Source organism: Peribacillus sp. NPDC097284 (assembly GCF_044761765.1).
GTDB lineage: Bacteria > Bacillota > Bacilli > Bacillales > DSM-1321 > Peribacillus.
In genome coordinates, this window is the sequence record NZ_JBIWCZ010000001.1 from 1099074 (window position 1) to 1124007 (window position 24934).

The window sequence follows — 24934 nt, forward strand, 5'->3', positions numbered from 1 at the left end:
TCTGATACGATTTGACAGCGTATCAGACTTTCACTTGCGACTTCACTCCAACGGAATCTCAATCACTTGGTCGTAAAAGGTCGTGATGGAATATCCCTCAATTTCTATCCCGATGGGGACAAAAGGTTCCTTTTCATCATCCGTTGATAGCTCAATCTGATGATCGGTCGAGAAGAATCTCGGTTGCTCCCATTCATTTATCCGGTGGAAATTCTCACTCGCTTTATATGTTTGCCCCTCTTTATCTCTGTAGTAGCCATCCCTGATATCGCCTGATGACCCTTGCCCATCTTTATCATAGAAATGATAATGGAGCGTTTCGTATTTCCGCTTGGGTTGAAGTTCTTCGGTCATCACGACTTCAGTAGGCTTTCCGACCTTTATTGAATCGATGGAAATGTCATTCCCTAGATATTCAATTGTTTGTGGAAGTTCTTTTGAAGGGTCAATTGCGAACCGGGCTGAATCTTCAACAAAAAAAGAAGCGGGACCCATATGAACGCGGATTTCCTTTGGATGATCGAAATAGAGGGATTCAAAAGTAGCATCCGTTGATTCCCAGCCATCTATGCTCCCACCCCCACCACCGCTACCCATTACTGGATAAACAAACGCTCCGTTACTTTCAATACTGGCCATTTGAAGGTACTCCATGTTTTTCTCATCATTATCGTTCCGATAGCGATAGGATAAGATTGTCGCCGTCGGGGCGATCGTCACTTTATCAACTATAACCGGATTTTCTTCGATCTTCGTTCCCTTTTTAATCTTATACACAAGGGCCGGGTGTTTCTTCACAGGAATGTCAAACTGCCATTTTCCTTCAAAGAAGTCCCCACTTCCATTAGGAATGCCTTGAGAAACTTCTCCGTCTGGTGAATTTATCATCTTCTCCAGCTTAGTAAGCTCCACTTGAATCGTTCCTTCGTCAGCGGACATCGGTAACGCGCCAAGCTCGCCTTTATACACATAATCCTTTTCCGAATAGAGGGCCAAACTACTATTGATGGGTGAAAACGTAGAATCATCTTCCTTGTCCCAATCTCGATCTTGATTAGCGATTTTCATCCCTTCAGTGAAATTGATGCCATATTTGTTCTCCTTCTTTCTATCTTCCACTTCATAATAAATCAGCGTCTGGATGTCATCGGCCACCACATTCGTAATGGTCACCTTCACTCCATTACTTTCAGCCACAAGGTTCAACTTCTCTCCAAGCCCCTGCTCGATATAGCTTTCCACCTGCTCAGTTTGCTTGTTGGTTGAATCCTTCCACCAATCCATCACACTTCCAAAGCCATTCGTCGCTACCGCCGTCCCCATGAATACCAGTAAGAATAACGCGGCGGCCATCCCCATCATCACCCGAAGTCGATGGTTGGGTATAAACGTGCGCCTGCCTTTTTGCGTGGTGGAAACCCTAGCACGAACCCCAGTCATGAAATCCTCCGGAACTACTATGCGATCATTTCCTGACTCAAGGCTCGCAATCACCTGTTTCAACCCGTTCATTTCCATTCGGCAGCCTTCACATTCCTGTATGTGTTCTTCTATCTCTTTTGTTCTCATCTCATCTAGAACGCCTTCCAGATAATCCAGTAAATCGGCTTGTACGTCTTTACACTTCATCTCCGTCACCGCCTTCGATTATTTTTCTCAGCATCAAAAGTCCTCTATATATCCTGGATTTAACGGTCCCGACCGGTAGTTTAAAAATGGTGGCGATTTCCTTTTGCGAATAGCCTTGAAGGTACCGTAACATGATCATTTCCCGATACTTTTCATCCAGGCGGTCCAGGTCATCCAATATTTCCAACTCATCCTGAAAGTGAGAAGCCGCCCCCATATCTTGTGAGAATTCCATTTCACTAGGCTTCCTTTTCCGGTAAATGGCCCGGCACTCATTGATGAATATCGAAGTGACCCATGATTCAAACGATCGGTCTTCCTTCAACTGGCCGATCTTGGCATGCACCTTCATGATTGTATTGTGAAAAACATTCTCCACATCCTGATGGTTCTTCAGATACGACCACCCCAGTTTATAAAACTTTGATTGTCTAGTAGTAAACCAATCTATCACAGCGCTCATATCTTGTTTCTTAATTTTCTCCAATACCTTATTTTCCGAAATCGATGTGATCACAAATGCTAGTCTCTCCTTTCCAATTTCCCCTTTTATAAGTAGAGCATCTAAATATGGATAAAGTTCCCTCATTCATAAATTTCTTTCAACCTTGCCTCCATTTTATAGTAAAATAGTTCAATAATAAGGAAATAAGTAGGAGGTAAAGAGATGTTTATACATAAGATTGATGAAGAAGTTTCTTTGAAGATGCTAGAAATGAAGGATGCCAAGAAAATTTTCCAGCTAACGGACCTATCAAGAAATTATTTACGAGAATGGCTGCCATGGTTGGACAGGACAACCAAGATTGAGGATACAATATCCTATATTCAACACTGCTTGAACGGGTTTGCTGATAATGCGAGCATGACAACGGTCATTTTATATCAGGGGGAAATTGCCGGGGTAGCCGGGTACAACCAGCTGAACTGGGCAAACAAAACAGCCTATATCGGATATTGGCTGGGAGAAGAATTTCAAGGAAATGGAGTGATGACCAAAGTGGCCAAGGCATTGACTGACTATGCTTTCAACGAGTTGCACCTGAATAAGGTGGAAATCAGGGCAGCAGTCGCCAATAAAAAAAGCAGAAGCATTCCCGAACGATTGGGGTACGTAAATGAAGGCTGTATCAGACAAGCCGAATGGTTATATGACCATTATGTGGATCATATCGTGTATGGGATGTTGGCCGAAGAGTGGGAGAAGAAGAGGGTGTAAATCACGTTATATCAGGAGGGGAAAATGGTGAATAGTACGAGTGAGAAACGACACATGAGGAAAATCAGGACTTTTATTTATCTGTCGATGGCCTTGCTTTTTTCGATGATTTTTATTTTGGTTAGTATGTTCCTTTTATATTTTCCTATGGTAAGTCTATTAGATTTTGCCTATTTCCCACCAAAGCTCGCTATTGGATCTTTCTTGGCAGCGCTTGTATTTTCTATTTTGGCCATAAAAAATCCCTTTGGTAAGATATTGATAGCCGTGAACGTAGTTTTCATTCTCTTCATGATTTTTCAGGGAGTATAGTGGAGAAAAGCCTTCAATCGGCTTTCTTCCACTTTCTTTAATGAACTGGAAAAACAGCTGGAAATGGGAGAAAGGAGTATATTTCCGTTCTCAATAACGCATTACCCTTTAAACCCTTGTCATATAACAGGGGACAGACAGGGAATCGAAGCATTTTTTTGTTTATCGTCCCCTATATAGAAGGAAAAAACAGCAATGATATTTGTAACCGTTTTCCTGTTAATCCGTTGGGAATTATATGTTTAACCGCCCTCCATGGTGGCTAAAGTATTAGTAGATTACTATTTTGGAGGAGGAGATTTTTTTGAATATCTATGAACAGCAAAAAAACGGACAACCGGGACAAACACAGTCCAAACAGCCTGGGATTGAATCAGAGATGAATCCACTTCCGGTTCAGCCAACGGACTACATAGGAAGCGGTAAGTTAAAAGATCAAGTCGCCTTGATTACAGGTGGAGATAGCGGCATCGGACGTGCGGTCGCCATCGCGTACGCAAAAGAAGGCGCCCATGTGGTCGTGAATTATTTGGACGAACACAGCGATGCAGAAGAAACGAAAAAGCTGATCGAAGCTGAAGGCGTACGATGCCTCCTACTTCCTGCTGATGTTTCTGTGGAATCGAATTGTAAGGAATTAGTCCAGAAAACATTGGATGAATTCGGAAAGTTGGATATCCTCGTGAACAATGCAGCCGTGCAATATCCGACCGAGAAAATCGAAGATATTACGGGCGAGCAATGGGACAAAACGTTCCGCACCAATATCTACTCCGTATTTTATATGAGCAAATATGCGGTTCCACACATGAAACAAGGGAATTCAGTCATCAACACGACATCCATCAACCCTTATAGAGGACACGCGACATTGATGGATTATACTGCGACAAAAGGTGCAATCGTTGGATTCACTCGAAGCCTCGCACAGAATGTGGCAAGCAAAGGAATCCGTGTCAACATGGTAGCGCCAGGCCCAATCTGGACACCACTAATTCCTGCCACATTCGATGAAAAATCCGTAGCTGAATTCGGCACCGAGGCACCACTCGGCCGACCAGGTCAACCAGCCGACCACGCCGGAGCTTATGTATTACTCGCATCGAATGAAGGTGCCTACATTACAGGACAATGCATTCATATCAATGGCGGAATTACGATGTCATCTTAATCCACCAAGATTTAAAAACGACCGGGGCACAAAGCCTTCGGTCGTTTTTTCAAGGAGCACTTTTAATTAACTATTTTTTTCTCGATTTCACGAATGTAAGCATTCAAAATACCAATTTGCTCCTCTAATTTTTTCTTATGCTGAAACAAAATTTCTTTAGTGTTTATATCTTCATGTTCTAATTGTATGGATGACATGCTGACTCGTATCTCTTCAATCGACATGCCTAGATTTCGGAAACACCTTATTAAATTAAGGATTTCTATGTCTTTATCATCGAATGTACGATGGCCTTGTTTATTTCTTTTAATAGGAGGAAGTACGTTTATCTTTTCATAATATCGAATAGTGCTTGAAGGAACCTGAGCTAACCGGCTAGCTTCTTGAATGGAATACAAAATGCTTCCTCCTTGACTTAAAGTATGGTTTAACCTTTAAGGTAAATACTATCAAACAAAAAGGAGAATGTATAATGAAAAATATCTTAGTAGTAGTCACTAATGTTTCTAAATATCCAAATCAGGAACGTGCAACAGGATTATGGTTGGGAGAAGCCGTTCACTTCGTGGACGAGGTAGAAAAAGAAGGCTATAAAATCGATTACGTTAGTCCTAAAGGTGGGTTTACACCGATTGATCCACACAGCTTGGAAGCCGATCAAATGACTGAATTGGATTGGAACTATTATTCAAACAATGAATTCTTAACGAAACTAGGCACTACTTTATCGGCAGATGAGATTAATCCTAAAGATTATGATGCCATTTATTATACAGGTGGGCACGGGGTAATGTGGGATTTCCCTGAAGATGAAAAGTTACAAAGTATCGCTAGTGCAATCCATGAGAATGGCGGGATCGTCTCAGCTGTATGCCATGGTTCTGTAGGCTTATTAAATATTAAAAATGCGGCAGGTAACTATTTAATTGCTGACAAAAAGGTTGCAGGCTTTGCAAATACGGAAGAAATCGCACTTGGACTAGACAAAGCGGTTCCATTCTTAACAGAAGATGAGCTTGTCAATAGAGGAGCCAATTACGTGAAGGGTGATGACTGGGCAGCATTTGCTGTAGCTGATAATCGCGTTGTCACTGGACAAAATCCAGCATCAGGCGCGGCCGTTGCGAAAAAGGTCATAGAACTATTAAAATCCGCACAATAATAGTAGGGTATTCAAATCCAACTGCATCACGTCCCTGTGTCAGCCACTATTCTGACAACTGACATAGATGTATTCGCATTTTCTATAAAAGAAGAAGTAACCAGATGGAACACGGTTGCTTCTTCTTTTTTTATTGGATGTAGAGATTGCTTGTTCAAGGTTGTTTGTCCAAATTAAATTACATTTACCTTCTAAATAAATCCTTCGTTTTTAAGAGCTTGAACGCCTTTTAAGTAGTTCTCCTTAGGGCGGGATACATGCTATTTTGTTTGAACTCAACTCAGCCCTACTATTAAAGCACACACACTACTCCATATTAACAAACATGACTTTTTTCGAAAATCTTCGAGATATTGCACTCATATTTATAGTATGATAAATATGGTTATTTTTGTAAGTTTAATTAAATTATATAAAATACGACCAAAATGAAGGCTAATGCTCGCCTTTGGTATTTACACAAGAAATGGACAAGTAGTACCTTTTTTACCTAATTCGGTATTTACCCAAACACTGTACTAGTCTGATAACTGAAACAAAGAAAACAGCTTGGTTGATTTTATGCATGTTTATGCATCTATACTTTTTATTTTTGTTCTTAATAACGACCATAAATTTAATACGTTCGTTATTTTTACTATATTAATATAATAAAAGGTGCATTTTCAGTGATTATTACGCATTATGAGGGGTTTTCGGCGATATCGGACTCATCAACAAAGTTTAGGTCTCTTTTGTTGATGAGTTTTTTGCTATTTTTCGAGAATCCTTCTTCATATCGGCCCATTTCGATGGTTTATCGGTCAAGTTGCAGCATTTATCTGTCAATATCCGTGGTTTATCGGTCAAATCCCACTATTTATCGGTCAAACGCCGCCACTACCAAACAACACAGAAAAACCCCCGGATGCAGATGCACCCGGGGGTAGGTCGTCATTTAGTTTTAACGATTTGCGACATGATTTCGTACGAACGAACACGTGCTTCGTGATCGTAAATATGTGAGCAGACCATGATCTCGTCCACTTGCGTTTCATCAAGAAATGCTTGTAGTTCATGGCTGATTCTAGTGGAATCACCGATGAATGTGTACTCCAGCATCTGATTGACGGCGGCTTTTTCGTATGGACTCCAGTACGTATCCAGGTTATCGACAGGCGGTTTCAGCAGTTCCTGCCCTCCCCTGATCACGTTTAGGAAGAACAATTTCAGGGATGTTGCTAAGCGTTCGGCTTCTTCAGTAGTATCGGCTGCCACTACATTCACGCAGGCGATTGCATAGGGTTCCTTTAACTGTTCAGATGGTTGGAAGGAATCTTTATAGAGCTTTAGCGCGTCCTTTAAATACGATGGAGCAAAGTGGCTAGCAAACGCATATGGCAAGCCCATCATGCCGGCAAGTCTTGCACTGAATAGACTCGATCCGAGTATCCATAGAGGGACATTCGTGCCTTCTCCAGGAAACGCCCGGACTGGACCGGATTTATTCGTGCTTAAATAGTTTTGCAGCTCGACTATATTGGAAGGAAAGTCTTCCCCGGAGCCACCGACATTCCGTCGTAGGGCCCGTGCTGTTATTTGATCCGTTCCCGGTGCTCGTCCCAAGCCTAAATCAATTCTCCCCGGATAAAGTGATTCCAGCGTTCCGAATTGTTCCGCGACCACTAGCGGTACATGGTTCGGTAGCATGATTCCTCCAGAACCGACTCTGATTTTGGTTGTACCGCCGGCGATATAACCGATTAATAGCGAAGTGGCCGAACTTGCGACACCTGGGCTATTATGGTGCTCTGCCAACCAATATCGTTCGTAGCCAAAGTCCTCTACTTTTCTAGCCAGATCAAGTCCATTGTGAAAGGAATCCGCAGGCACTTTTCCTTGTAAAACCGTCACTAAATCCAAAACGGATAAAGAAAGGTCTTGAAGTTGTTTATTCGTGTTTTTCATGTGTGTTATCCCTTCTTCCAACAATTTCATTTCAACATATCTAAATATGTAGATATGATATGGTAAAAAAATAGGCAGAGTTTCCGCGAAATTCTACCTATAACTCTTTTTTGATGAACTCCCCTAATTCCTTGATGACTTGCTCATTACGGCGATAATAGGTCCACTTACCAATCCGTTTGGATTCCAAGAGCCCTGCCTTTTGCATCATATCAAGGTAACTGGAGATGACCGATTGTGCGAGACCCGATTTTTCCTGGATACTCCCGACGCACACGCCATCATTGAACTGTCCATCATGTTGTTGATGAATAAAGTTTTCTTCAGGATTTTTTAACCACTGTAAGATTAACTGTCTTTTTTCATTAGATAATGCTTTAAAAATGAGTAAATGATCCATGGGTTCATTATATCTATTTAAGTAGATATGTCAATCAGGCGGATTGGCCCACTTTTTTGCCCGCTTATCGATCTCTTGTATATACTTGTTCTTTCCTTCTATGTATTCAGCCATCTCATTCGGGAACACCTTCGCTAACCTTTTCTTGAGTTGGCTGTACTTATGCGCTTCTTCTGGATGGGCAATCATATAATCCCTGAATCGTACGTGACGGGTAATTTCTTCATTGCCCCGTTGAAAGACATGAACATGATGAGTCCTCTTGTCCCCACCTTTCACGAAAAAACGTCGATGGGCGATTCCATACTCACCCATGGCTTCATACCCGATCCTATCCATATCCGCATTATACTCATCCACTCGATTCAACCACTTCACTTCAACCACCATATCGATGACCGGTTTGGCATGAATTGTAGGGATAGCTGTACTCCCAATATGATGGATGTTCAAAATATCGTTCACAAAGATCTTTAGTAACTTTTCGCATTCATCCTGAAACATGTGCGGCCACTTCTCCTGATGAGAGACAACCTCCACTTTCCTCATACGAACCACCTTCTTCTTACACGATTTCTCTTAAACGATTTATTACCGCACTCACCTCTTTCGCTCCGCTTCATTCATTCACACTAGCACTATACTCTTATGTTATATATTCTTGACCGACCGGTAAAAACCCTTTCTATTATCCAATATAAGGAATTAACCAAGTGCCATCCTCCCCACTTCTTGATCATACACACAAACTGATATGGTTCTTTTTACCATTTTTGTGATATAGTTTAGTAATCATAATCGATCGACTGGGGGAGTAATTGTGGCAAAAAATACATCCGAGAAAGTAGTGTGGTGGCGCTTTTCCTTACTGTTCATCCTATTTTCTTCACTGTGGTTCTTTCTTTTCTATTGGATCAACAGGCAGATACATGATACGGGAGATGTCTTGTTTTACGGAACGCCCGCTAGTTCCTATTGGGTATATTTCATATGTGCAGTCGTATATGGCCTCACCACGTGGGGAATCTATTTTACGATTAAACAAGGCATCCACGAAAAATCCTTTCAGTCATTCAAAAAGGGCGCTCAATTTATTATGACATTAGCAGGATTGCCCCTCCTCATTTCTTTGCCCTTTCTTTATTTAGGCGTGACACATGCCCTCGTGGTAAGTGACGAAAAGATTCAGTTTGCATCGTTCTGGAGTTTAAAGGAAGCGGAGTATTCCTGGGAGGATGTAGAAGGCGTTGTCATCGACTATTCCATTACATCTACCACAAAGACTCCTCACCAACGATACTTTAATGGTAGGTATATCCTCCATTTTAAAGATGGGAAGAAAATCAATATGTGGGAAGGCATTTTGGAAGGAAATCTTCCTACGATCAAGAAGATAGATGAAATGATTCAAAAGAAGCAAATCCCTTTTGCGGTTCGACAAGTGCCATCGGAAAAAGATGTAGACCAATTTTTCAACAAGAAGGATAGGCAAATCATCTGGGACCTTTACTCGAGGTGACTTTCAAAACATCCTATAGGCTTGAATCGATTCATTTAATCGGATTCAAGTTTCTATTAAGGCTATTTACACCCCTATATTACCATTATTCATAAAGCAGTAAGGGAGCGGACTTCATTTATGCTAATTATAATTTTACTTGTTATACCGTTATTAGGCGTTTTATGGTTTGTAAACTTCACCGCATTTCTAAAAAACTTAAAAAATGATAAAAGAACTCATAACCAAACAGTGTTGGGTATTGGCCTAACATTTGTTTCTATCTTTGCTCTAATGTATTGCTATGTCGGAACACACTGAACATATTCAATGTATTTCTGACCCTTTTCAGGGTAGCGATAGCTGAAAAGGGTCTGTTCATCTATCATTGTAAGTTTTTCCCCTTCTACATACGCTCTGATTTATTAGGACCCACTACCAAAGTAGCAAACACTAAAACCACAAGAAAAAGTATACACCCCAAACTCGTGTTATTTTCTGTAAAAAACGCATTCGGGACAAGCTGTGCACCTATCAGGATATTCAAGATATAGGTCGATAAAAACCCGGCGTAAGCGATGCAACGCAAATAAGATCCATATAACACCCTTTTTTGTATCGTTTCGTTATTTTTTCTAAGCAGTAATAACTGTTGAAGCTGCATGGCAAATCCGCATGTGAATGCGATGACCAAAATCCCGGTGATAAGATAATCCATCCCCTCACTCATTTGTACCTCCCCCTACTTCGTCTTCTTTGGTCCCTTTCTTGTGCCCGTTATCTTCCCATAGCCAATTCATCAATGTACAAAATGTAACGAAAAACAACGATTCAGATAGGTTTGCCATCCAATGGAATTCCTGCTCCTCTTTATAATCAAAAAAAAGATGAGTAATAAAAATGGAAATGAAAAACAGGATGAATCTCACGTATGCATGTTTTCTTATAAAAACCATCCAATCCTCCTCTATCCATCACAATCTGTGACCCCATTATATACGATTCGAACATGAAAAAGTTTCTAAATAAGGATTAAAATTGGAATGATAACGCAAAAAAAGACCGCCTAACCGGCAGTCCCTTCATCATTTTACATCCGTAAATCCGTATTCTTCAAAGATCTTCATGGCCTCTTCCGTTTGAAGATAGTCATAAAATAACTGGGCTTCTTTTGGGTGTGAACTATCCTTGATCACACCTGCTGGATAGATGATTGGGTCATGCAAATCTTCCCCAGCCGTTGTGACGATATCCACTTTCGATGAAGTCAGCGCATCCGTTTTATACACCATGCCTGCATCGACGTTCTCCGTTTCCACATATGTAAGCACTTGGCGAACATCTTTGGCATAGATCACGTTCTCTTCAACCTCTTTCCAAAGACCGCTGTTTTCCAGCGTTTGCAACGCATACTGACCTGCGGGAACAGATTCAGGAGTACCAATTGAAATTTTAGTAGCTTTCGTGATGTCTTCCAACGTTTTGATTTCTTTATCCGATTCCTTTGAAACCACCAACACAAGCTCATTGCCGACTAGGTCGGTGCCTTGTTTTTCATCGATAAGCCCCTCATCGACTAACGTATCGAATTTATCTTCTGCCGCTGAGAAAAATAGGTCGACAGGTGCTCCTTTGGAAATTTGTTGTTGTAGTGCTCCTGACGCTCCAAAATTAAAGTTCACATTCACATTTGGCGTTTCTTTTTCAAAACTTGCTTTAATGTCGTTCAAGGCATCCTGCAAACTTGCAGCTGCCGAAATGGTCAAATCGACTTGCTTCGTTGCTTCCTGTTTTTTCGTTTCTGTGTTTTCATCCGATGAACATCCAGCTCCGATTATCATGACAAACATAATCGAGATAATAAGATATAATTTCTTCAAAATCGATCTTCCTTTCTTTCTAGTTATAATTAGTTATAACTAATTATAATAATAAAAAGGATAAAATGTAATACTTACTTTTCCCCTCTTGGAATTTATTTATGTAAGCCACTAGGATACAATAAAGTTGGAGGGATGCACATCATGTCGAAAGAGCTATCCTATACGATTGAAGAAGTATCACAATTATTAAAGGTATCCAAACTAACGATCTATGATTTGGTTAAAAAAGGCGAGCTCCCTGTCTTCCGGGTCGGCAGGCAGATGAGAATGGATGCAAAAGACTTGGACGACTACATTCAGGGTCATAAGTCCCCATCCACCACAGCTCCGGTTACCGAAAATCAAAAAGCGCAATCGAAGGAATCACATAACCTTGTCATAAGCGGACAGGATATGGTGCTAGATATTCTTGGTCAATATATCGAAAAGGATTCACCTTATAAAACGCTACGGTCCAACACCGGCAGTTTGAACGGTCTGATCTCGATGTACAACGGCGAAGCGGATATTGCCAGCATGCATATGTTTGACGGAGATACAGGAGAATATAACCTGCCTTACATAAAGAAAATCTTGGTTGGATATCCCTATATGTTAATCAACCTTGTTTCAAGGAAAGCAGGTTTTTACGTCCAAAAGGGCAACCCGCTCCATCTCCACACATGGTCTGACTTGAATCAGGACTTGACGATCATCAATCGGGAAAGAGGGTCCGGCGCCCGTATCCTGCTTGATGAGCAGCTTAGACTCCATCAGATATCCGCTCAAAGCCTTAAGGGCTATGAACACGAGGAAACCAATCATCTGAGTGTAGCCTCGACTGTCTCGGCAGGGTTGGCGGATGTTGGGATTGGTATCGAAAAGGCGGCCAAAATCGTCGGGGTGGACTTCGTTCCATTAATAACCGAACGGTACGATTTGGTCATTCTAAAGACGCCAAAAACTGACCAGCTCCTCACGATCGTTAAGGAGATATTAACATCGAAGCCCTTCCAGTCCGAAATCAACGCATTGGGTGATTACGACATATCCAGGACAGGTTCGATCATTTGTGAAACATTTTAAACGGGAAGGACTCTTTGAGGAGCCTTCCCGTTTGGCATGCCTTCAAATCACTCATAATTTTTCCACTGTAAAAGCAGGCTTGATGACGAAGGATAGTGAATATAGTAGGAAACACCATTTCTTTTATTGGAGGTTTTGAACGTGAATGTTCTAGGAAAATACAAAGAATTCCCCCATGCTCTTCAAGCATTGACTAAATTAGATCAAGATTTACAAAAGGAGGGACACAGCTTATTCGATCGGTTATCCCTATTCTTACAAGATGATGATTATTCCTATGATGTCATCCCATTTGCAAGCATTGGGGCTGATGGGATCCACTATGGATTCCTCACCGATTTTGGCAGGGTGCAACATTTAGACGAGGCCTTCATCGTTTGCGTGAGCCCCATGAATTTCGGAAATCACGTAAAAATCATAGCTAGAAATCTTGCAGAATTCATAGATGTAATTCTGACCGTGAATGATGCCTCGGTGATCGAAAACCTATTAGGTTATTCAAAAAAAGAAGAATATCAGGAATTTTTGGATTGGGTCACTAAAGAAGCAACCGCGGATCCGGAGTTTTCAGCGCAAAGTGCCTACGTCTGCAACAGGATCCAACAAGAACTCAACCGTAAACCCCTTGATGATTTATACGAATATGTCGAAGTCACTGTACGTGAGCAAAGAAAAAAAGTGGCCTCCCTCCCTACTTTTGATACATTAGGGGTTGTAAGCGATGACCGTCCTAATCAGGAGAGATTTTCCATGAACAGAGATTCAACGATCAATCTAAAAGACTTGGAGAAATTTTTTGATAGAAATGATGAGGCAACCAAATTAGCAACCATCCGAAACTTGCAATATTTCTACCTCATACAGGAAGACGATGAATTGAAAAGATGTGTGAAAGCCGAAATGCTGAAGATGGGTTTGACGGATGAAGTGAACAGGATGGACATGACATGATAAGTGAGGCGTTCCCATCGTTTTAATAATGGATGAACTATATGGAACCTGCTTCTACCTTATCAGAAACTATTAAAACGATGAACGAAAGCGCTAAACGGAAAGCCAAAAAAGGAATGTACGTGAAGATCATTTCAAACTGACCATCGTCTCCCCCTCTGATTCAAATCAATAGAAAAAGCATGTTTTGAAACCGATCAAAACATGCCCTTCTATCATTTATTGTTCTTTCAAAATAGGCTGCCTACCTGTTAGCCCATGAAAAAACTCTGGATGGAAACCAAGAAAACAAAGAAAGCAATCCCGATGCTCAGGTGTCCCTTAAAGCCTTTTTTGTCTTTTTGGAGTTCGGCTATCCCTGTCACCAGTATAAGCGCCCCTAAGAAAAACATATAATACGGCATTAACTCGGTTTCAGTTTTTAGACTATAAGTGGCTAGACTAATAACCATGGCTGCTAAGATGATTTTTACTACTTTCAAGGAATTAATTCCTCCTATTTATGTATGATTTCTTAATCATACCATTTATCATCTTTTCATTTATGAGGACATTGAACGTTTCTTTAGTTTACTGACGTGCTGGGGCCAAATGAAAAAGGCTGCCGCAGCAACCTTCTCCAAAATACTAGCCTCTATTTACATTCAGCCATTCTTCATTATTCCATTCAGCAGGCATGCCGCCTAAACGCGGGAATTCGATTGTCGCGTCATTCGATTGGACAAAAGCTAGTAATTTAATGTCCTCCAGTAAAAATCGCCAAGCGTTTATTTGAACGATATCCAACAATCGATAAGCAACTTCCGGTTCCTTATTTGCGAATAAATCGTAGTTCTTAAACACCAAGACCATCCCTCTTCCTTCTGGGGCCATATCTGATAAACAGTCATGAAAGGCATCCAAATTCTTTCCGTAATAATCAGGAAATTGGAGTATCGATGCCAAGTCATTATGGTAACTTTCCAAATCCCACTTTGAACAATCCATTACATGGATTTCGAAACCTTCACGAGAAATATCTGAAATACATGCATCCAATAATTCTGTCCTCTGAAATAGCTTAACAGCACCATTTAAAAGAAGACTTTTCCAAAGTTCCACGGTCATCACCTCGCCAAAGAATCAATAAAATTAAAAGAACAAACGAATGGGCGGTGGGTATCCTGCTTCGGGTAAAAAATAAGCAACGAACGTGAAAAAAGTGATCAATACAGAAAAGAATAGAATGCATATCGAGATGGCACCATATGATTTCTTCGCCAGTAAATAGGCGCTGATCAATAAACTGACAAACCCAATCAGCAAGCCAGTAGCAGCACCTATATAGACATGCAGGTTAGAAAGAACTCCTGTGAAAAAATCGATGAGAAATACGGATTCCAGTATGATGGCAAGGGCCAGTAAACCTTTTGATTTTCGCTCTGATATTTCCGTAGTTTTTATTTTAACCGCTCCCTTCCCTTGGCCATTCCGCCTATTCCCTCCGAAGGAATAACCAATTATTTCAAAACCGCTTCCTAAATGTAACCACAGTTGTATAATATAGAGAAGACATAAAATTCCACTTGAGGGGAGGGCACATTATGGTTGGCACAATAACCGTTGTCATGATATTCTCTATTCCTATTATCGCGATCGTGACAAACCATTTTCAGGAACAAGCGAAAATTAAGCATAAAATGCTTAAAGACGAAATAGAACTCGAAAAACTCAAACACGAAAACTATCTGATAGAAACAGAGAAGTTGAGGATTGAACTCGATCAAATGAAGCTTCATTCTCCTGCCGATGAATCCAAAACTCTCTAATCTTTTTCCGCTTAGAAACAGAGGTCAACATGGACGTTCATTCCTTCCACCACGATACACTTCAACCTCCGCTTTTTTCATGAAACGGTCCCATTACTTTTGATAATAAATACCACTTCTATAGGCACAAGGAAGGTCATATCTTAGTTAAAAACCACTAGGGAAAATTCACCCTATAAAAAATGAATTATTTTACAAACTTTTAAGGCTTTTGTAGTTATATTATAGTAGAATTATCACGAGGTGGGAAAGCATCATGAGCAAATCAAATTATAAAAAAGTATTTATTTCTCTTTTATGTCTAACTGTGGTTTTGGGCTTGTCTGGATTGGCTATTAAACTGTTGAAAAATAAGCATACAGTTTCCGCTTATTCCATAGATGAAAATTATCCGGATGCGGATATTCAAACGGATGTTAACGATTATACAAAAGGTGGATTTTCAGTAAGCAGGCCGATATTCCATCAAGAGTCAATCGATGAGCAGCTAGAATCCTATATTCATAAAGAAATAAAGGAGTATCAAAAGAAATGGAAGGCTGTCGATGGAGAAGCTTCTTCTGAGTTGAACATCACTTATGAAATCCTTCATTTCAGCAAACAGACCATCACGATTTCCTTCGATAAATATCAACAAATTGCAGGTAAAAAACAATCGGAATATAACATTTTCACATATGATATTCCCTCTCAAGAAATCCTCTCTTTAGATGACATTTTTTATTCTGATACTGATTATTTATCGGTCTTATCCGACATTGCCTTTGAAGAGTTAAGTGATAAGAAAGACAAAACACTTACCGAAGACATGATCAAGAAAATGACAGATCCAAAAATGGACAATTTTGATTCATTTTCCGTATTGAAAAACACGCTGGTTTTCTATATGAAACCGAAAAAAGACGGAGATTCATCCACCATACAATCCATCGCTATCAAAAAAGAGTTATTCAAAGATAGCTTGCTAGATACATATCAAAACAAGGAAATGAATCAAGATCGCGTGAAGGAAAGGCAGCCCAAGCATATTGTCGCCAAGCTTCCTCCAAAGAATGATTGGATCGATCCATCCCAAAAGGTGATCGCCCTCACATTCGATGACGGACCTCACCCTGACAATACGACGGCCATCCTGAAGTCCTTGAACAAACATCAAGCACATGCGACCTTCTTCGTATTAGGAAGCCGTGTCGAGCACTATCCAGAGGTCTTGCAAAAAATGATTGCACAAGGAAATGAAATCGGGAACCATTCCTGGGATCATCCGCAACTGACACGCCTAAACAAGAAAAAGATCAAGAGTCAAATTAACAAAACACAACTTGCCGTCCTAAAAGCCAGTGGTTACGAGCCATCCCTTATCCGTCCGCCATATGGTGCAATAAACGATAAGGTCCGCAAACATATAGGCGATATGGATGTCGCACTCTGGGAAATAGACCCGGAAGACTGGAAGCTCCGGAACAAGAAGAAAGTGGTCCGTAAAGTCATGAACAAAGCGGAAGACGGGAAGATCATCCTCATGCACGACATTTACAAAACCAGCGCCCAAGCGGCTGACGAAATCATAAAACAGCTGGACCAGCAAGGCTACCAACTCGTTACCGTATCCGAACTTGAAAAAGTGAAACAAGACCGTAAACGATATGGAATCAAAGTAAAAGAATAAATGTGAAGAGCCTGTTTTGTCATCAAAACAGGCTCTTTTCTGTAAAAAGGGGCTAAACCGAAAGTACTTCATACGATACTCGAACAAAACCGCTTTATGTAGAATTCAACAAAGCCTGGGACACGCCGATCCCAAGACCACAATGATCTATAGATATATAATATTTTTCTACAACAACCAAAATTGAGCAGCTTGAGAAAGAATAGATTTTCACAGTATAGGCGCCTTTGCTGTCTCTAATATTTTTAAGGCTACCTTAACCCGTACCTTGGCCTTCTCTAAAAAAATACCTATAGAAGAAACACTCTTTTCTAAGTGTCCAATCTATAGGTATCCGTTTAGGTAAGCTAGATTCTCTTTTTACTGTTGATAAGTAGGTTTATTTATAGCGATTAAAATCCAAAAAACCATAATAATAGGGATAAAGAATAGGTTTACATTAATTCTTTCATGTACCACTAGAGAAAATACATCATTAATGATTAAACTGATTAAACTTAATAGAACACATATAAGTAATGAATGTGTAGCTAATTTTAATTTTTTCACCCTCGAAAATTCAGGTACGTTAAACATAAAAGTTCACCCCTTAGTTTCGATCATTTTACCAGTATCCTAGAGTTTTACAGGCACTTTTAACCTTAGGTCGATTGTTTCCCCATTTATGGCAAGCTTTATTGGCACCCAACTTGTACATATCTTGAACAATAGTAGTTGCTATTGTCATACCAACAATTGTTCCAAAAATAACTTTAAGCGTTTTTCAAGTGCAGTTGGTGGAGCAGCATGGCGCCCCTTGGCCTCAGCTGTAAGTTCCTCAATTTGTATTATATCATCTTGTTTAAGAATTTCTTTTTCAAGAAACTTTGACTCATTTGTAATCCCATTTAACTCTTCAACAGAAATATCTGCTAGTGCTAGTTTAAGATTATCAATTTCAGTGCTAGATAATCCATTACTAAGTCTAATAATATTTTATTATCCTCTTCTGCTATCCCATTTTGGATAATCTCTAAAACTGATAGGATTTTTCCCTTTTCAACTTCTGTTGGTAATTCATCAGCATATGCAGAGCTCTTTGTTTTAATAGATATCGGTGAAAGTACGATACCAAAAAGTAATACTAGTGAAATAACATAATACCCCTGTCAAATATAGAGGCATAAAATACTAATATATTAAAACAACTTATTACCCATATATTTCCTATACTAAAAAGGCACTTAATCAATTGATTGAAATTTTTATGTAATTTCATATTTCAGCGAATTTTCTTCTCCTTTGTAGGTAAATCAGGCCGGTTATTCCCCGTATAGATCCTTCCGGTCGCAGCCGTGTAGAATGAATAGGCTATCTGTGTGTGTCCGTTCATCTTTCACATAATAACTTCTCTCAGGACTTTTTGTACTTTCTTTGGTTTCACCCTTATCAAATTTTATCCGGTGGAAAAAAAGGTGTCTTTCCATTTTGAAACAAAAAAAACTGTAGGCACACTCGATTTCAATCGAGTGTGCCTACAGTTTAAGGCCTGTGATTATATCTCACAGGCCCGCTTTTCTATATGATCAACCAAGATCCACATTGTGGTAAACTTGTTGAACGTCTTCTAAGTCCTCTAATGCATCAATCATTTTTTCGAATTGCTCTTGTGCATCAGCAGGAAGTGTTAGGTCATTTTGTGCAAGCATGGTAAGCTCGGCAACCGTGAACTCCGTGATGCCTGCATCTTTGAATGCTCGTTGTACAGCATGGAATTGATCAGGTTCCGCATACACGATAACCGATTCTTCTTCATCGATGATATCACGAACATCAACGTCCGCTTCCATCAATAATTCTAGTACTTCTTCGGAATTCTTTCCTTCTATCCCGAAAACGGCCGTGGCATCGAACATATAGGCAACAGATCCGCTGACCCCCATGTTTCCTCCATTTTTACCGAAAGCGGCACGTACATCAGAAGCAGTACGGTTAACGTTGTTTGTCAGTGCGTCCACAATCACCATGGATCCATTAGGTCCGAAGCCTTCATAGCGAAGTTCATCATAGTTCTCTTCAGAACCGCCTTTTGCCTTCTCGATTGCACGGTCAATGATCGCTCTTGGTACATTGTACGTTTTCGCACGTTCCAATACGACACGTAAAGCCTGATTCGATTCCGGATCAGGTTCACCTTGTTTGGCTACCACATAGATTTCACGTCCGAATTTTGCATAAATACGGCTAGTATTCGCATCTTTGGACGCTTTTTTTTCCTTGATATTATTCCACTTACGACCCATTATATTCCACTCTCTTTCATCATTGGATAAACAAAAATCGATTGATATGGTAAATTCCATTACCATTTTTCCATAGATCCACGAGTGAATCTACAAATTATATTCTAGTAAAAAATATCACATACCGTCACTCGCTTATATTATACATCAATTGCATTAATTTGAAAAAGTCCTACACACTATGAAATTCCCACTAAAAAAAGTATCAGGTCTGCCTTCTGTTTCTTATCCCTACAGTAATCATGGCCAGAATCAGGAAGACCATCCCTATACTCACGCCAATAAGCATGGAGTATTCCGAGACACTTCTTAACGCTAACCCAAAAAAAATGCAGGAACTGAATAAGAGCAAACAAATCGAGGTATAGTTTTTCAAAAGAATCGCCCCTTTTCCACTATTATACAATAAGACAAACCGGCAGAAGACGTAGTATAGTAAAAAAAAGAAAGTCGAGGTGCGTCATGACGGAAATTATTATCGGGATACCTGGAGTGTGGAAGAACCGCACGGAATTGATTCAGGCGGTGGCTACGCAAAGCGATGGATACCAGTTGGCTGGACAAGTATTGCATAACCAAGAAAAAGGCATATCGTTTCATGTTGAAGTGTATGATTATGAACCACATTTGAAAGAGGCTTTCTCTTATGCCAGTAAAGGAGAGTTTCCTGAACGTTTGTTAACCGAAATCGATCAGCATACCTTCACGGTCTATATCATTGCCGAAGTATCTGACTTCGAGGCCGTCATAAACCTGATAGATGCTGGGTCTGCCTTGCTTAAAGCGGGTGGCATGGCTGTGAAAATCGAAACGGCGGGCATGGCTCATACGAAGGAAGCCTGGCAAACTTTACAGAAGAACCCGGATATCATCCCGGTTTATGCCCACTTTGTCACCATCATTGGTGAGGAAGACCACTATGGTTCGTTCGGAATGAAGGCATTCGGCCTTCCCGATGTCGTCACGCCAAACACGATGAGCCCAAAAGATGCGGTGACGTTACTGAGCACCTTCAACTTTTATAACCTTGGGGAAAGACCTACCTTCACAAATGGCCAGGATTTCCGGATAAAATCGGATGCCCCCACCTTTACATTGACTAGCCGTCAAGACTTCAGGTACGAGGAAGACCATCCTTTTTACAACCCGTATGGATTGTGGAGTTTAGAAAAATAACGGGTTATGCCATATAATGATCAGGAAGCCACTTATACAGAATAGGTGGCTTTTTCATAAATCCTTCTCCATGTTCCTTTAAGGTGATTCCCCATCCAATCTCTGAGATTTCAGCAGTTCCCTTTACCGGTTTTCTAATTGTTCGGTGAAATGACGAACGTGTTCACCCATTTCCTTATAGCGCGTCCAATGAAGATAATGATGGCCTTCTAAGACCACGAGTTCATTTAATGGGTTCTCCCCCAATTGTGATCGATAAAACGTCTCGTTCGTTTTACCATCTTCTGTTACCTTATCTCTTTTGGCAGCAAAGATCAGGAGCGGCATGCTTGAAGGGAAGGACATCTCCTTCGTCTTGTTCACATTCTCCTCTATCGCACTTGCTTCATCGACAATATTTCGGTTGTACACTTTCCAAGCCGCAATCGTTTTGGTCATGTCTAGATTTTCTTCTGAATATATACCCTCATCCGCAATCGGCAGGACATTTTCCGCGCTCACGTAAGAGGCTATTCGTGCCAATCCAGTGGGTGCAACATACTTCAGATAGGCAGGCATGCTAGGAGCAGGCTCCTCAAAATACTCCAATGCCTTCGGTAACGTGAAATCCACTCCGATAATGGCTTTGATCTCGTTTGGATATTCATGGGCATAGTACATGCTATAGATTCCGGATAGGGAGTGGGGCATCAATATGTAAGGACCTTCTATCTTTGATTTTTTCAGGGCCGTTCGTATTTCCTCCACGATATTTTCCACGGTCCTCTCCTTATCTGTCAGCTCACTCCAACCATAGCCAAATGGCTCCACTACGACGATTTTATTATCCTTTGCCATCTCGTCAATCAATGGTTCGTAATCCAAGACAGGCGCCGCCGTTCCTAAACCGCTTAATAGAACAATCGTATGCTCCCCCTCTCCTTTGGTATACACATGCATCTCCTTTCCATCCACTTCCACCATTTGCCCCCATGCCGGATGTTTCTTTTGTTCATAGGCCTTCATGACCGTATGGAAAGCGATCCAAGCCAAGGATATGGCTACAACAAATAATAGGATTGACCGTATGACCCTGAGCGTCCTATTTCTCTTTTTCATGTTCATCCCCTTTCCCTTCTATATAAATGACGCTCCAGGTTCATAAAAGGATACAGGATAATTTGTTAAGTTATGGATGTTCTCGCCACACAGGGTAAATTCCGGCTCGATTTCCTCATGAATCATAGTCGTTCTGGTTATAGTAAAAAAGAAAATAACGGAGGAGGTTGTATGCATGGAACGTTCTGAGGAATTTGTTGAGAAAATCAAGGAACAGCAGAAAAAAGAAGCGGATAATAAACGCCGTCAGGGGAACGGTCACCCAGAGAAAAGGTTGCCGAACAAACAGCATTGATCAAAGGTCCAAACAAAAAGAGCTAGAAGAGGTCATACAAGGACCTCCACTAGCTCTTTTTCCTGTTTCAATATTGCTGATATCCGCCGCCTTGGCCCATGCCGCCTTGCATCGGGTATGGATGGAAGGCTCCTCCATGTCCGCCCATGCCACCTGGCATCTGCATGGGAAAGCTATTCTGTCCGCCATAACCGTGTTGCATCGGAAATCCTCCTGGAAAGCCCATTCCCGGATGACCACCCATGCCACCAAACATCGGATACCCAACTGGTTGACCAAACCCTCCTGGAACACCATATCCTCCAACTCCCGGGAATCCCCCGAAGTTTCCATATCCGCCAAAGTTCTGCCTTGTGTAGTACATCTCTGTCACTCCTCATCTAGGTTACAGTCTAGAATATGATGAATAGACAGAAGCGTGCTCAAAAATTCCAGGCGTCAAATGGTCTTTAATAACAGTTTCTTCAACAGCGGGGTAAAGTGCTCTGGCAATTCAGATACAGTGGGAACCATCAGCCTTTCTTTGCCATAGATGTTTTTCATCGTCAGTTCTTCGCTTTCCTCGATGCTTCCATCCGCTAGAAACATGCCAATGACATCGATTCCCTTTTTACGTGCTTCGGATACGGCAAGATGCGTATCGACGATCCCATTCTGGTCGTACTGTGCAGCAGCCGGTTCGCCATCGGAGAAGACGAGCAGAAAGCGATTCTTCTCCCGCCTTCTTTCCAATTCCTTAGTGGCGACGCGGATGCTGTAACCGTCCCGATTATCTTCCTCAGGTTCAAGCTGCATGATTTTCGCGCCGGCATTCTGGTAAAGAGAATCGGAATGGGAGTGAATCACGTGAAAATAGTTCGGTTGGTACCCTTCTTTCACATCATTGGCGTCTTCCCAAAATCCGACGATTGAATGGGGGATTTTCAATTTCTTCAGCACTTCATGAAAGAGGACAATGCCACGCTTCGTTTCATCCATTTTATTGTGCATCGAGGCCGAGCAATCGACAAGAAGTGTGAACACGGCATCGATTTCCTTGGACTCCTGGTTCTTTTTATAAAAGACCCGTGGATTTTCATCCAGCACGAGTGGCAGCAACTTCTTGGATAATCTTCCGAACGCCAGGTCTCTTCTTGGTGCATTCTTCTTATTTTCAAGCGTCTTTTCGATGGTGCTGGAAAGCTTCCGCTTGAAAGGCTCGATGTCAGCCACGAACTCGCGATACCGTTTTTCCTCATCGATCGTTGACGCCCTCGCCTCTTTGGTTATCATGACGGCATCTTTATTATCCTCGCCAAACGGATAATCTCCGTTCTTCCCGGCATTCGTTTGCTTTTTCTCGAGTGTCTCCTGTTGCTTGTAATCCTTTTCTTTACTTTCACCGGAAGAGCCTTGAATCGAGGCCAACGCCTGGTCAGCATCTTCTGCTTCCCGTGCACCGCCGCCTAGCATGCTCGTTTTCGTCCCCTGCTCCAATTCAAACTGAAGGAAGGTGGAAGGGTTCTCGCCATTCTTATTCTCCCGGTGCCATGTCGAGAACTTTTCATCGATGAACTCGCTATTCTCTTCATCCACATCTTCTGTGTCATCATTCGACAGCTCGTCGTTTCGTGTCAGTTCATCGAAAAGCGTGTTGGCCGTATACTGTTCCACATTCGCGACCGGGAAGATGAAATACTCATTCATGCTATCTTGATACTCTTCATTCAAACGGAAGACGATTTGTTCGCAAATTCTTGTGATATCACTCGTTTTCCTTGCTTCAAACACCATATAAATCAACGGTTTGATTTTTTCCAATGCCTCCACCTGGCGTCCGTTGGCTCGTGGAAAAATCGGATCCGGACGATCGGAATGAAGCAGTAAATAAATCAGGCAGAAAAGTTCATCAAGTGCAAAGCTCCTCGTTACGTTCGCAGCCGATTGCGTTTCAAAGTATTGCGTAAGATACGCCTCGCGTATAGAAAACCACTTCTTTGTTCCCGGGCGCTCTTTTTTGATCAATTCCTCAAGTCGTACATCTTCGAATAGGGTAAACAGCTCTGCCGAAAACTTTGGAAGCCCGCTTTCCTCGATGACTTCCCGATAGGACTGTAAATCCTTCACGCTCGAATGATGAAGGGTCCCAATCGTCCTGAGAAGGACATCCGTCTTCAATCCTGCAGCCTTTACCTCTTGGTTGCCGTTTTCCCAAAAATGGCTCGCCGTGACTTTACTGTTTACAGAATCAAGGAAAGATCCATAGTTGTATTCAAATTCCAGTTCAGGAATACCGGATAAAACCGTCGATAAATCCTGAAGCTGCAAAAAAAGCGCCGTATCAATAATTGAATCGTTGAATCGAATATACTTCATGCGGCATTCTCCTAGTTAGAATAATGTGTCGGCCAAGTTCTTCACAAATTCCCGTTCCCGTTCCTCATCAAGCTTATCCACGATTGAACGAAGAATCGCCCGCTTAGGTGGGATCAGTACACTTAGATCACACGCATCAAGCAGTGCCCGTATCGATGCTGCATCCTCAGCCACTTTCCCTTGATTCACGGCATGAATCAAATCACCCGATAGCTTGACGAACAGCTCAATGGTCCGTGCATCCTTCAGTTTCGTATTGGTTTCGATCAATTGCTTAAGCTGCTCTCCTTCAATATAGGGAACCTCAATCACGATGAACCGGTTTTTCAGCGCTTCATTCAACGGCACTGTACCGACATAGCCTTCATTGATGGCCGCAATCACATTGAAGTCCTCTTTTGCCGTGACGATTTCATTCGTAAATGGATTCGTGATCGTCCTTCTATAATCAAGCACCCCATTGATCAACGGCAACGTTTCAGGCTTCGCCATGTTGATTTCATCAATATAGAGGAAAGTTCCGTGATTCATCGCATTTGTCACGGGACCCGGAACGAATTCAATCTCCTGTTTGCCCTCGTTATAGGATAAAGTCTTGAAGCCCAACAAGCTCTCAGCATCCAAATCGACCGAACAGTTGACACTGAACATCGGCTGGTTGAATAAATGGGATAACGTCTCCGCAAACTTCGTCTTCCCTGCCCCTGTGGGACCTTTTAACAAAATGTTTTTCCCCATGCTCAACGCTGAAATCGCATCGACCATCAAATCCATCTCGGGTGGCAAATATCCACCTTTGGAAATCAGCTCCTGAAATTGAACAGGTTTTTTCTTATTCGTATGTAAAATATTCGCTATTTTTTCTGGCAACGTATTCATCACGATCTCACTCCACTCCTTTTTCCTCATTCTAAAGTTCTTTTCCAGTAAAGACAAACATCTGCATTTAATCAAAAAGGAGCCGTCAAAAAAGACAGCTCCTTTCATTCATAATCGTATCATTTCTAGCCTTAC

General features: G+C 41.4%; 27 protein-coding genes. 10 read left to right on the forward strand and 17 right to left on the reverse strand.

Going from position 1 to position 24934, the window contains the following annotated elements:
- Positions 1–42 precede the first annotated feature (42 nt).
- Complete coding sequence (locus tag ACIQXU_RS05470; protein WP_402987226.1) at positions 43–1629, reverse strand: DUF4179 domain-containing protein; 1587 nt, start codon at positions 1627–1629, stop codon at positions 43–45.
- Positions 1619–2146: an RNA polymerase sigma factor gene (locus ACIQXU_RS05475; RefSeq protein WP_402987228.1), complete on the reverse strand. Its 528-nt coding sequence runs from the start codon at positions 2144–2146 to the stop codon at positions 1619–1621. Before ACIQXU_RS05475 ends, ACIQXU_RS05470 begins: the two co-directional genes overlap by 11 nt.
- A gap of 150 nt (positions 2147–2296) precedes the next feature.
- On the opposite strand from ACIQXU_RS05475, the gene ACIQXU_RS05480 reads away from it, so the two are divergent.
- Positions 2297–2848 (forward strand): GNAT family N-acetyltransferase, encoded by a 552-nt coding sequence (locus ACIQXU_RS05480; RefSeq protein WP_402987230.1) that lies wholly within the window; start codon positions 2297–2299, stop codon positions 2846–2848.
- Between the two features lie 616 nt (positions 2849–3464).
- The gene (locus ACIQXU_RS05485; protein WP_402987232.1) at positions 3465–4331 is read left to right on the forward strand and encodes an SDR family oxidoreductase; all 867 of its coding nucleotides are present in this window, start codon (positions 3465–3467) and stop codon (positions 4329–4331) included.
- A 62-nt stretch (positions 4332–4393) separates the two neighbouring features.
- Here the strand turns inward: ACIQXU_RS05485 and ACIQXU_RS05490 are convergent, their stop codons facing one another.
- Positions 4394–4729, reverse strand: coding sequence for a MerR family transcriptional regulator (locus ACIQXU_RS05490; protein WP_402987234.1), 336 nt, complete (start codon positions 4727–4729; stop codon positions 4394–4396).
- Between the two features lie 74 nt (positions 4730–4803).
- Between ACIQXU_RS05490 and ACIQXU_RS05495 the strand changes: the two genes are divergently transcribed.
- Positions 4804–5493, forward strand: a complete 690-nt coding sequence (locus ACIQXU_RS05495) for a type 1 glutamine amidotransferase domain-containing protein (protein ID WP_402987236.1) — start codon at positions 4804–4806, stop codon at positions 5491–5493.
- Between the two features lie 933 nt (positions 5494–6426).
- Here the strand turns inward: ACIQXU_RS05495 and ACIQXU_RS05500 are convergent.
- The 3 genes from ACIQXU_RS05500 to ACIQXU_RS05510 all read right to left on the reverse strand — a co-directional run bounded on the left by ACIQXU_RS05500 (position 6427) and on the right by ACIQXU_RS05510 (position 8389).
- Complete coding sequence (locus ACIQXU_RS05500) at positions 6427–7440, reverse strand: LLM class flavin-dependent oxidoreductase (protein ID WP_402987238.1); 1014 nt, start codon at positions 7438–7440, stop codon at positions 6427–6429.
- Between the two features lie 97 nt (positions 7441–7537).
- Positions 7538–7840 (reverse strand): ArsR/SmtB family transcription factor, encoded by a 303-nt coding sequence (locus ACIQXU_RS05505; RefSeq protein ID WP_402874996.1) that lies wholly within the window; start codon positions 7838–7840, stop codon positions 7538–7540.
- A gap of 30 nt (positions 7841–7870) precedes the next feature.
- Positions 7871–8389, reverse strand: a complete 519-nt coding sequence (locus tag ACIQXU_RS05510) for a GrpB family protein (RefSeq protein WP_402987240.1) — start codon at positions 8387–8389, stop codon at positions 7871–7873.
- Positions 8390–8660: 271 nt separating this feature from the next.
- Here ACIQXU_RS05510 and ACIQXU_RS05515 point away from each other — a divergent pair, with 271 nt between their 5' ends.
- Positions 8661–9359, forward strand: coding sequence for a hypothetical protein (locus tag ACIQXU_RS05515; RefSeq protein ID WP_402987242.1), 699 nt, complete (start codon positions 8661–8663; stop codon positions 9357–9359).
- 385 nt (positions 9360–9744) lie between these two features.
- On the opposite strand, the gene ACIQXU_RS05520 is transcribed toward ACIQXU_RS05515, so the two are convergent.
- The 3 genes from ACIQXU_RS05520 to modA form a co-directional block, all read right to left on the reverse strand.
- Positions 9745–10068 carry a hypothetical protein gene (locus tag ACIQXU_RS05520; RefSeq protein ID WP_402987244.1) on the reverse strand — a complete coding sequence of 108 codons (324 nt, stop codon included), beginning with the start codon at positions 10066–10068 and terminating at the stop codon, positions 9745–9747.
- Positions 10061–10294: a hypothetical protein gene (locus tag ACIQXU_RS05525; protein ID WP_402987246.1), complete on the reverse strand. Its 234-nt coding sequence runs from the start codon at positions 10292–10294 to the stop codon at positions 10061–10063. Before ACIQXU_RS05525 ends, ACIQXU_RS05520 begins: the two co-directional genes overlap by 8 nt.
- Positions 10295–10423: 129 nt before the next feature.
- Entirely contained in the window at positions 10424–11218 is a 795-nt protein-coding gene (gene modA / locus ACIQXU_RS05530) for a molybdate ABC transporter substrate-binding protein (RefSeq protein ID WP_402987247.1), read from the reverse strand.
- Between the two features lie 144 nt (positions 11219–11362).
- Between modA and ACIQXU_RS05535 the strand changes: the two genes are divergently transcribed.
- On the forward strand, positions 11363–12286 hold the full coding sequence (locus tag ACIQXU_RS05535) for a substrate-binding domain-containing protein (RefSeq protein ID WP_402987249.1): 924 nt from the start codon (positions 11363–11365) through the stop codon (positions 12284–12286).
- A gap of 141 nt (positions 12287–12427) precedes the next feature.
- Complete coding sequence (locus tag ACIQXU_RS05540) at positions 12428–13237, forward strand: hypothetical protein (protein WP_402987252.1); 810 nt, start codon at positions 12428–12430, stop codon at positions 13235–13237.
- 251 nt (positions 13238–13488) lie between these two features.
- Here ACIQXU_RS05540 and ACIQXU_RS05545 read toward each other — a convergent pair whose 3' ends face one another.
- The 3 genes from ACIQXU_RS05545 to ACIQXU_RS05555 form a co-directional block, all read right to left on the reverse strand.
- Positions 13489–13719, reverse strand: coding sequence for a DUF3953 domain-containing protein (locus ACIQXU_RS05545; RefSeq protein ID WP_402875021.1), 231 nt, complete (start codon positions 13717–13719; stop codon positions 13489–13491).
- A 145-nt stretch (positions 13720–13864) separates the two neighbouring features.
- Positions 13865–14338 (reverse strand): barstar family protein, encoded by a 474-nt coding sequence (locus ACIQXU_RS05550; RefSeq protein ID WP_402987255.1) that lies wholly within the window; start codon positions 14336–14338, stop codon positions 13865–13867.
- 30 nt (positions 14339–14368) lie between these two features.
- Entirely contained in the window at positions 14369–14542 is a 174-nt protein-coding gene (locus tag ACIQXU_RS05555; RefSeq protein WP_402987258.1) for a hypothetical protein, read from the reverse strand.
- Positions 14543–14820: 278 nt separating this feature from the next.
- Here ACIQXU_RS05555 and ACIQXU_RS05560 point away from each other — a divergent pair, with 278 nt between their 5' ends.
- Together ACIQXU_RS05560 and ACIQXU_RS05565 are read left to right on the forward strand one after the other, a co-directional pair.
- A complete protein-coding gene (locus tag ACIQXU_RS05560) occupies positions 14821–15045 on the forward strand; it encodes a hypothetical protein (RefSeq protein ID WP_402875029.1) in 225 nt (74 codons plus the stop codon).
- 256 nt (positions 15046–15301) lie between these two features.
- Positions 15302–16714 carry a polysaccharide deacetylase family protein gene (locus ACIQXU_RS05565; RefSeq protein ID WP_402987261.1) on the forward strand — a complete coding sequence of 471 codons (1413 nt, stop codon included), beginning with the start codon at positions 15302–15304 and terminating at the stop codon, positions 16712–16714.
- A 1565-nt stretch (positions 16715–18279) separates the two neighbouring features.
- Here the strand turns inward: ACIQXU_RS05565 and ACIQXU_RS05570 are convergent.
- A complete protein-coding gene (locus ACIQXU_RS05570; RefSeq protein ID WP_402875243.1) occupies positions 18280–18996 on the reverse strand; it encodes a YebC/PmpR family DNA-binding transcriptional regulator in 717 nt (238 codons plus the stop codon).
- Between the two features lie 462 nt (positions 18997–19458).
- On the opposite strand from ACIQXU_RS05570, the gene ACIQXU_RS05575 reads away from it, so the two are divergent.
- Positions 19459–20172: an endopeptidase gene (locus ACIQXU_RS05575; RefSeq protein ID WP_402987264.1), complete on the forward strand. Its 714-nt coding sequence runs from the start codon at positions 19459–19461 to the stop codon at positions 20170–20172.
- Positions 20173–20295: 123 nt separating this feature from the next.
- On the opposite strand, the gene ACIQXU_RS05580 is transcribed toward ACIQXU_RS05575, so the two are convergent.
- Positions 20296–21270 (reverse strand): alpha/beta fold hydrolase, encoded by a 975-nt coding sequence (locus tag ACIQXU_RS05580; RefSeq protein ID WP_402987267.1) that lies wholly within the window; start codon positions 21268–21270, stop codon positions 20296–20298.
- Positions 21271–21445: 175 nt separating this feature from the next.
- Here ACIQXU_RS05580 and ACIQXU_RS05585 point away from each other — a divergent pair, with 175 nt between their 5' ends.
- Positions 21446–21565, forward strand: coding sequence for a DUF4023 domain-containing protein (locus ACIQXU_RS05585; protein WP_402875037.1), 120 nt, complete (start codon positions 21446–21448; stop codon positions 21563–21565).
- A 67-nt stretch (positions 21566–21632) separates the two neighbouring features.
- On the opposite strand, the gene ACIQXU_RS05590 is transcribed toward ACIQXU_RS05585, so the two are convergent.
- The 3 genes from ACIQXU_RS05590 to ACIQXU_RS05600 all read right to left on the reverse strand — a co-directional run bounded on the left by ACIQXU_RS05590 (position 21633) and on the right by ACIQXU_RS05600 (position 24799).
- Positions 21633–21929: a spore coat protein gene (locus tag ACIQXU_RS05590; protein ID WP_402987270.1), complete on the reverse strand. Its 297-nt coding sequence runs from the start codon at positions 21927–21929 to the stop codon at positions 21633–21635.
- 74 nt (positions 21930–22003) lie between these two features.
- Positions 22004–23920 carry a vWA domain-containing protein gene (locus ACIQXU_RS05595; protein ID WP_402987272.1) on the reverse strand — a complete coding sequence of 639 codons (1917 nt, stop codon included), beginning with the start codon at positions 23918–23920 and terminating at the stop codon, positions 22004–22006.
- Positions 23921–23935: 15 nt separating this feature from the next.
- Entirely contained in the window at positions 23936–24799 is an 864-nt protein-coding gene (locus ACIQXU_RS05600; protein WP_402987420.1) for an ATP-binding protein, read from the reverse strand.
- Positions 24800–24934: the final 135 nt, after the last annotated feature.

Excerpts from the sequence above, each read along its gene's own strand:
- ACIQXU_RS05505 (WP_402874996.1), bottom strand. The coding sequence starts at position 7,840 with ATGGATCATTTACTCATTTTTAAAGCATTATCTAATGAAAAAAGACAG.
- ACIQXU_RS05495 (WP_402987236.1), top strand. The coding sequence starts at position 4,804 with ATGAAAAATATCTTAGTAGTAGTCACTAATGTTTCTAAATATCCAAAT.
- ACIQXU_RS05590 (WP_402987270.1), bottom strand. The coding sequence starts at position 21,929 with ATGTACTACACAAGGCAGAACTTTGGCGGATATGGAAACTTCGGGGGA.
- ACIQXU_RS05520 (WP_402987244.1), bottom strand. The coding sequence starts at position 10,068 with ATGAGTGAGGGGATGGATTATCTTATCACCGGGATTTTGGTCATCGCA.
- ACIQXU_RS05570 (WP_402875243.1), bottom strand. The coding sequence starts at position 18,996 with ATGGGTCGTAAGTGGAATAATATCAAGGAAAAAAAAGCGTCCAAAGAT.
- ACIQXU_RS05580 (WP_402987267.1), bottom strand. The coding sequence starts at position 21,270 with ATGAAAAAGAGAAATAGGACGCTCAGGGTCATACGGTCAATCCTATTA.
- ACIQXU_RS05525 (WP_402987246.1), bottom strand. The coding sequence starts at position 10,294 with ATGGTTTTTATAAGAAAACATGCATACGTGAGATTCATCCTGTTTTTC.
- ACIQXU_RS05565 (WP_402987261.1), top strand. The coding sequence starts at position 15,302 with ATGAGCAAATCAAATTATAAAAAAGTATTTATTTCTCTTTTATGTCTA.
- ACIQXU_RS05585 (WP_402875037.1), top strand. The coding sequence starts at position 21,446 with ATGGAACGTTCTGAGGAATTTGTTGAGAAAATCAAGGAACAGCAGAAA.
- ACIQXU_RS05575 (WP_402987264.1), top strand. The coding sequence starts at position 19,459 with ATGACGGAAATTATTATCGGGATACCTGGAGTGTGGAAGAACCGCACG.
- ACIQXU_RS05510 (WP_402987240.1), bottom strand. The coding sequence starts at position 8,389 with ATGAGGAAAGTGGAGGTTGTCTCTCATCAGGAGAAGTGGCCGCACATG.
- ACIQXU_RS05470 (WP_402987226.1), bottom strand. The coding sequence starts at position 1,629 with ATGAAGTGTAAAGACGTACAAGCCGATTTACTGGATTATCTGGAAGGC.
- ACIQXU_RS05600 (WP_402987420.1), bottom strand. The coding sequence starts at position 24,799 with ATGAATACGTTGCCAGAAAAAATAGCGAATATTTTACATACGAATAAG.
- ACIQXU_RS05480 (WP_402987230.1), top strand. The coding sequence starts at position 2,297 with ATGTTTATACATAAGATTGATGAAGAAGTTTCTTTGAAGATGCTAGAA.
- ACIQXU_RS05595 (WP_402987272.1), bottom strand. The coding sequence starts at position 23,920 with ATGAAGTATATTCGATTCAACGATTCAATTATTGATACGGCGCTTTTT.
- ACIQXU_RS05500 (WP_402987238.1), bottom strand. The coding sequence starts at position 7,440 with ATGAAAAACACGAATAAACAACTTCAAGACCTTTCTTTATCCGTTTTG.
- ACIQXU_RS05560 (WP_402875029.1), top strand. The coding sequence starts at position 14,821 with ATGGTTGGCACAATAACCGTTGTCATGATATTCTCTATTCCTATTATC.
- ACIQXU_RS05535 (WP_402987249.1), top strand. The coding sequence starts at position 11,363 with ATGTCGAAAGAGCTATCCTATACGATTGAAGAAGTATCACAATTATTA.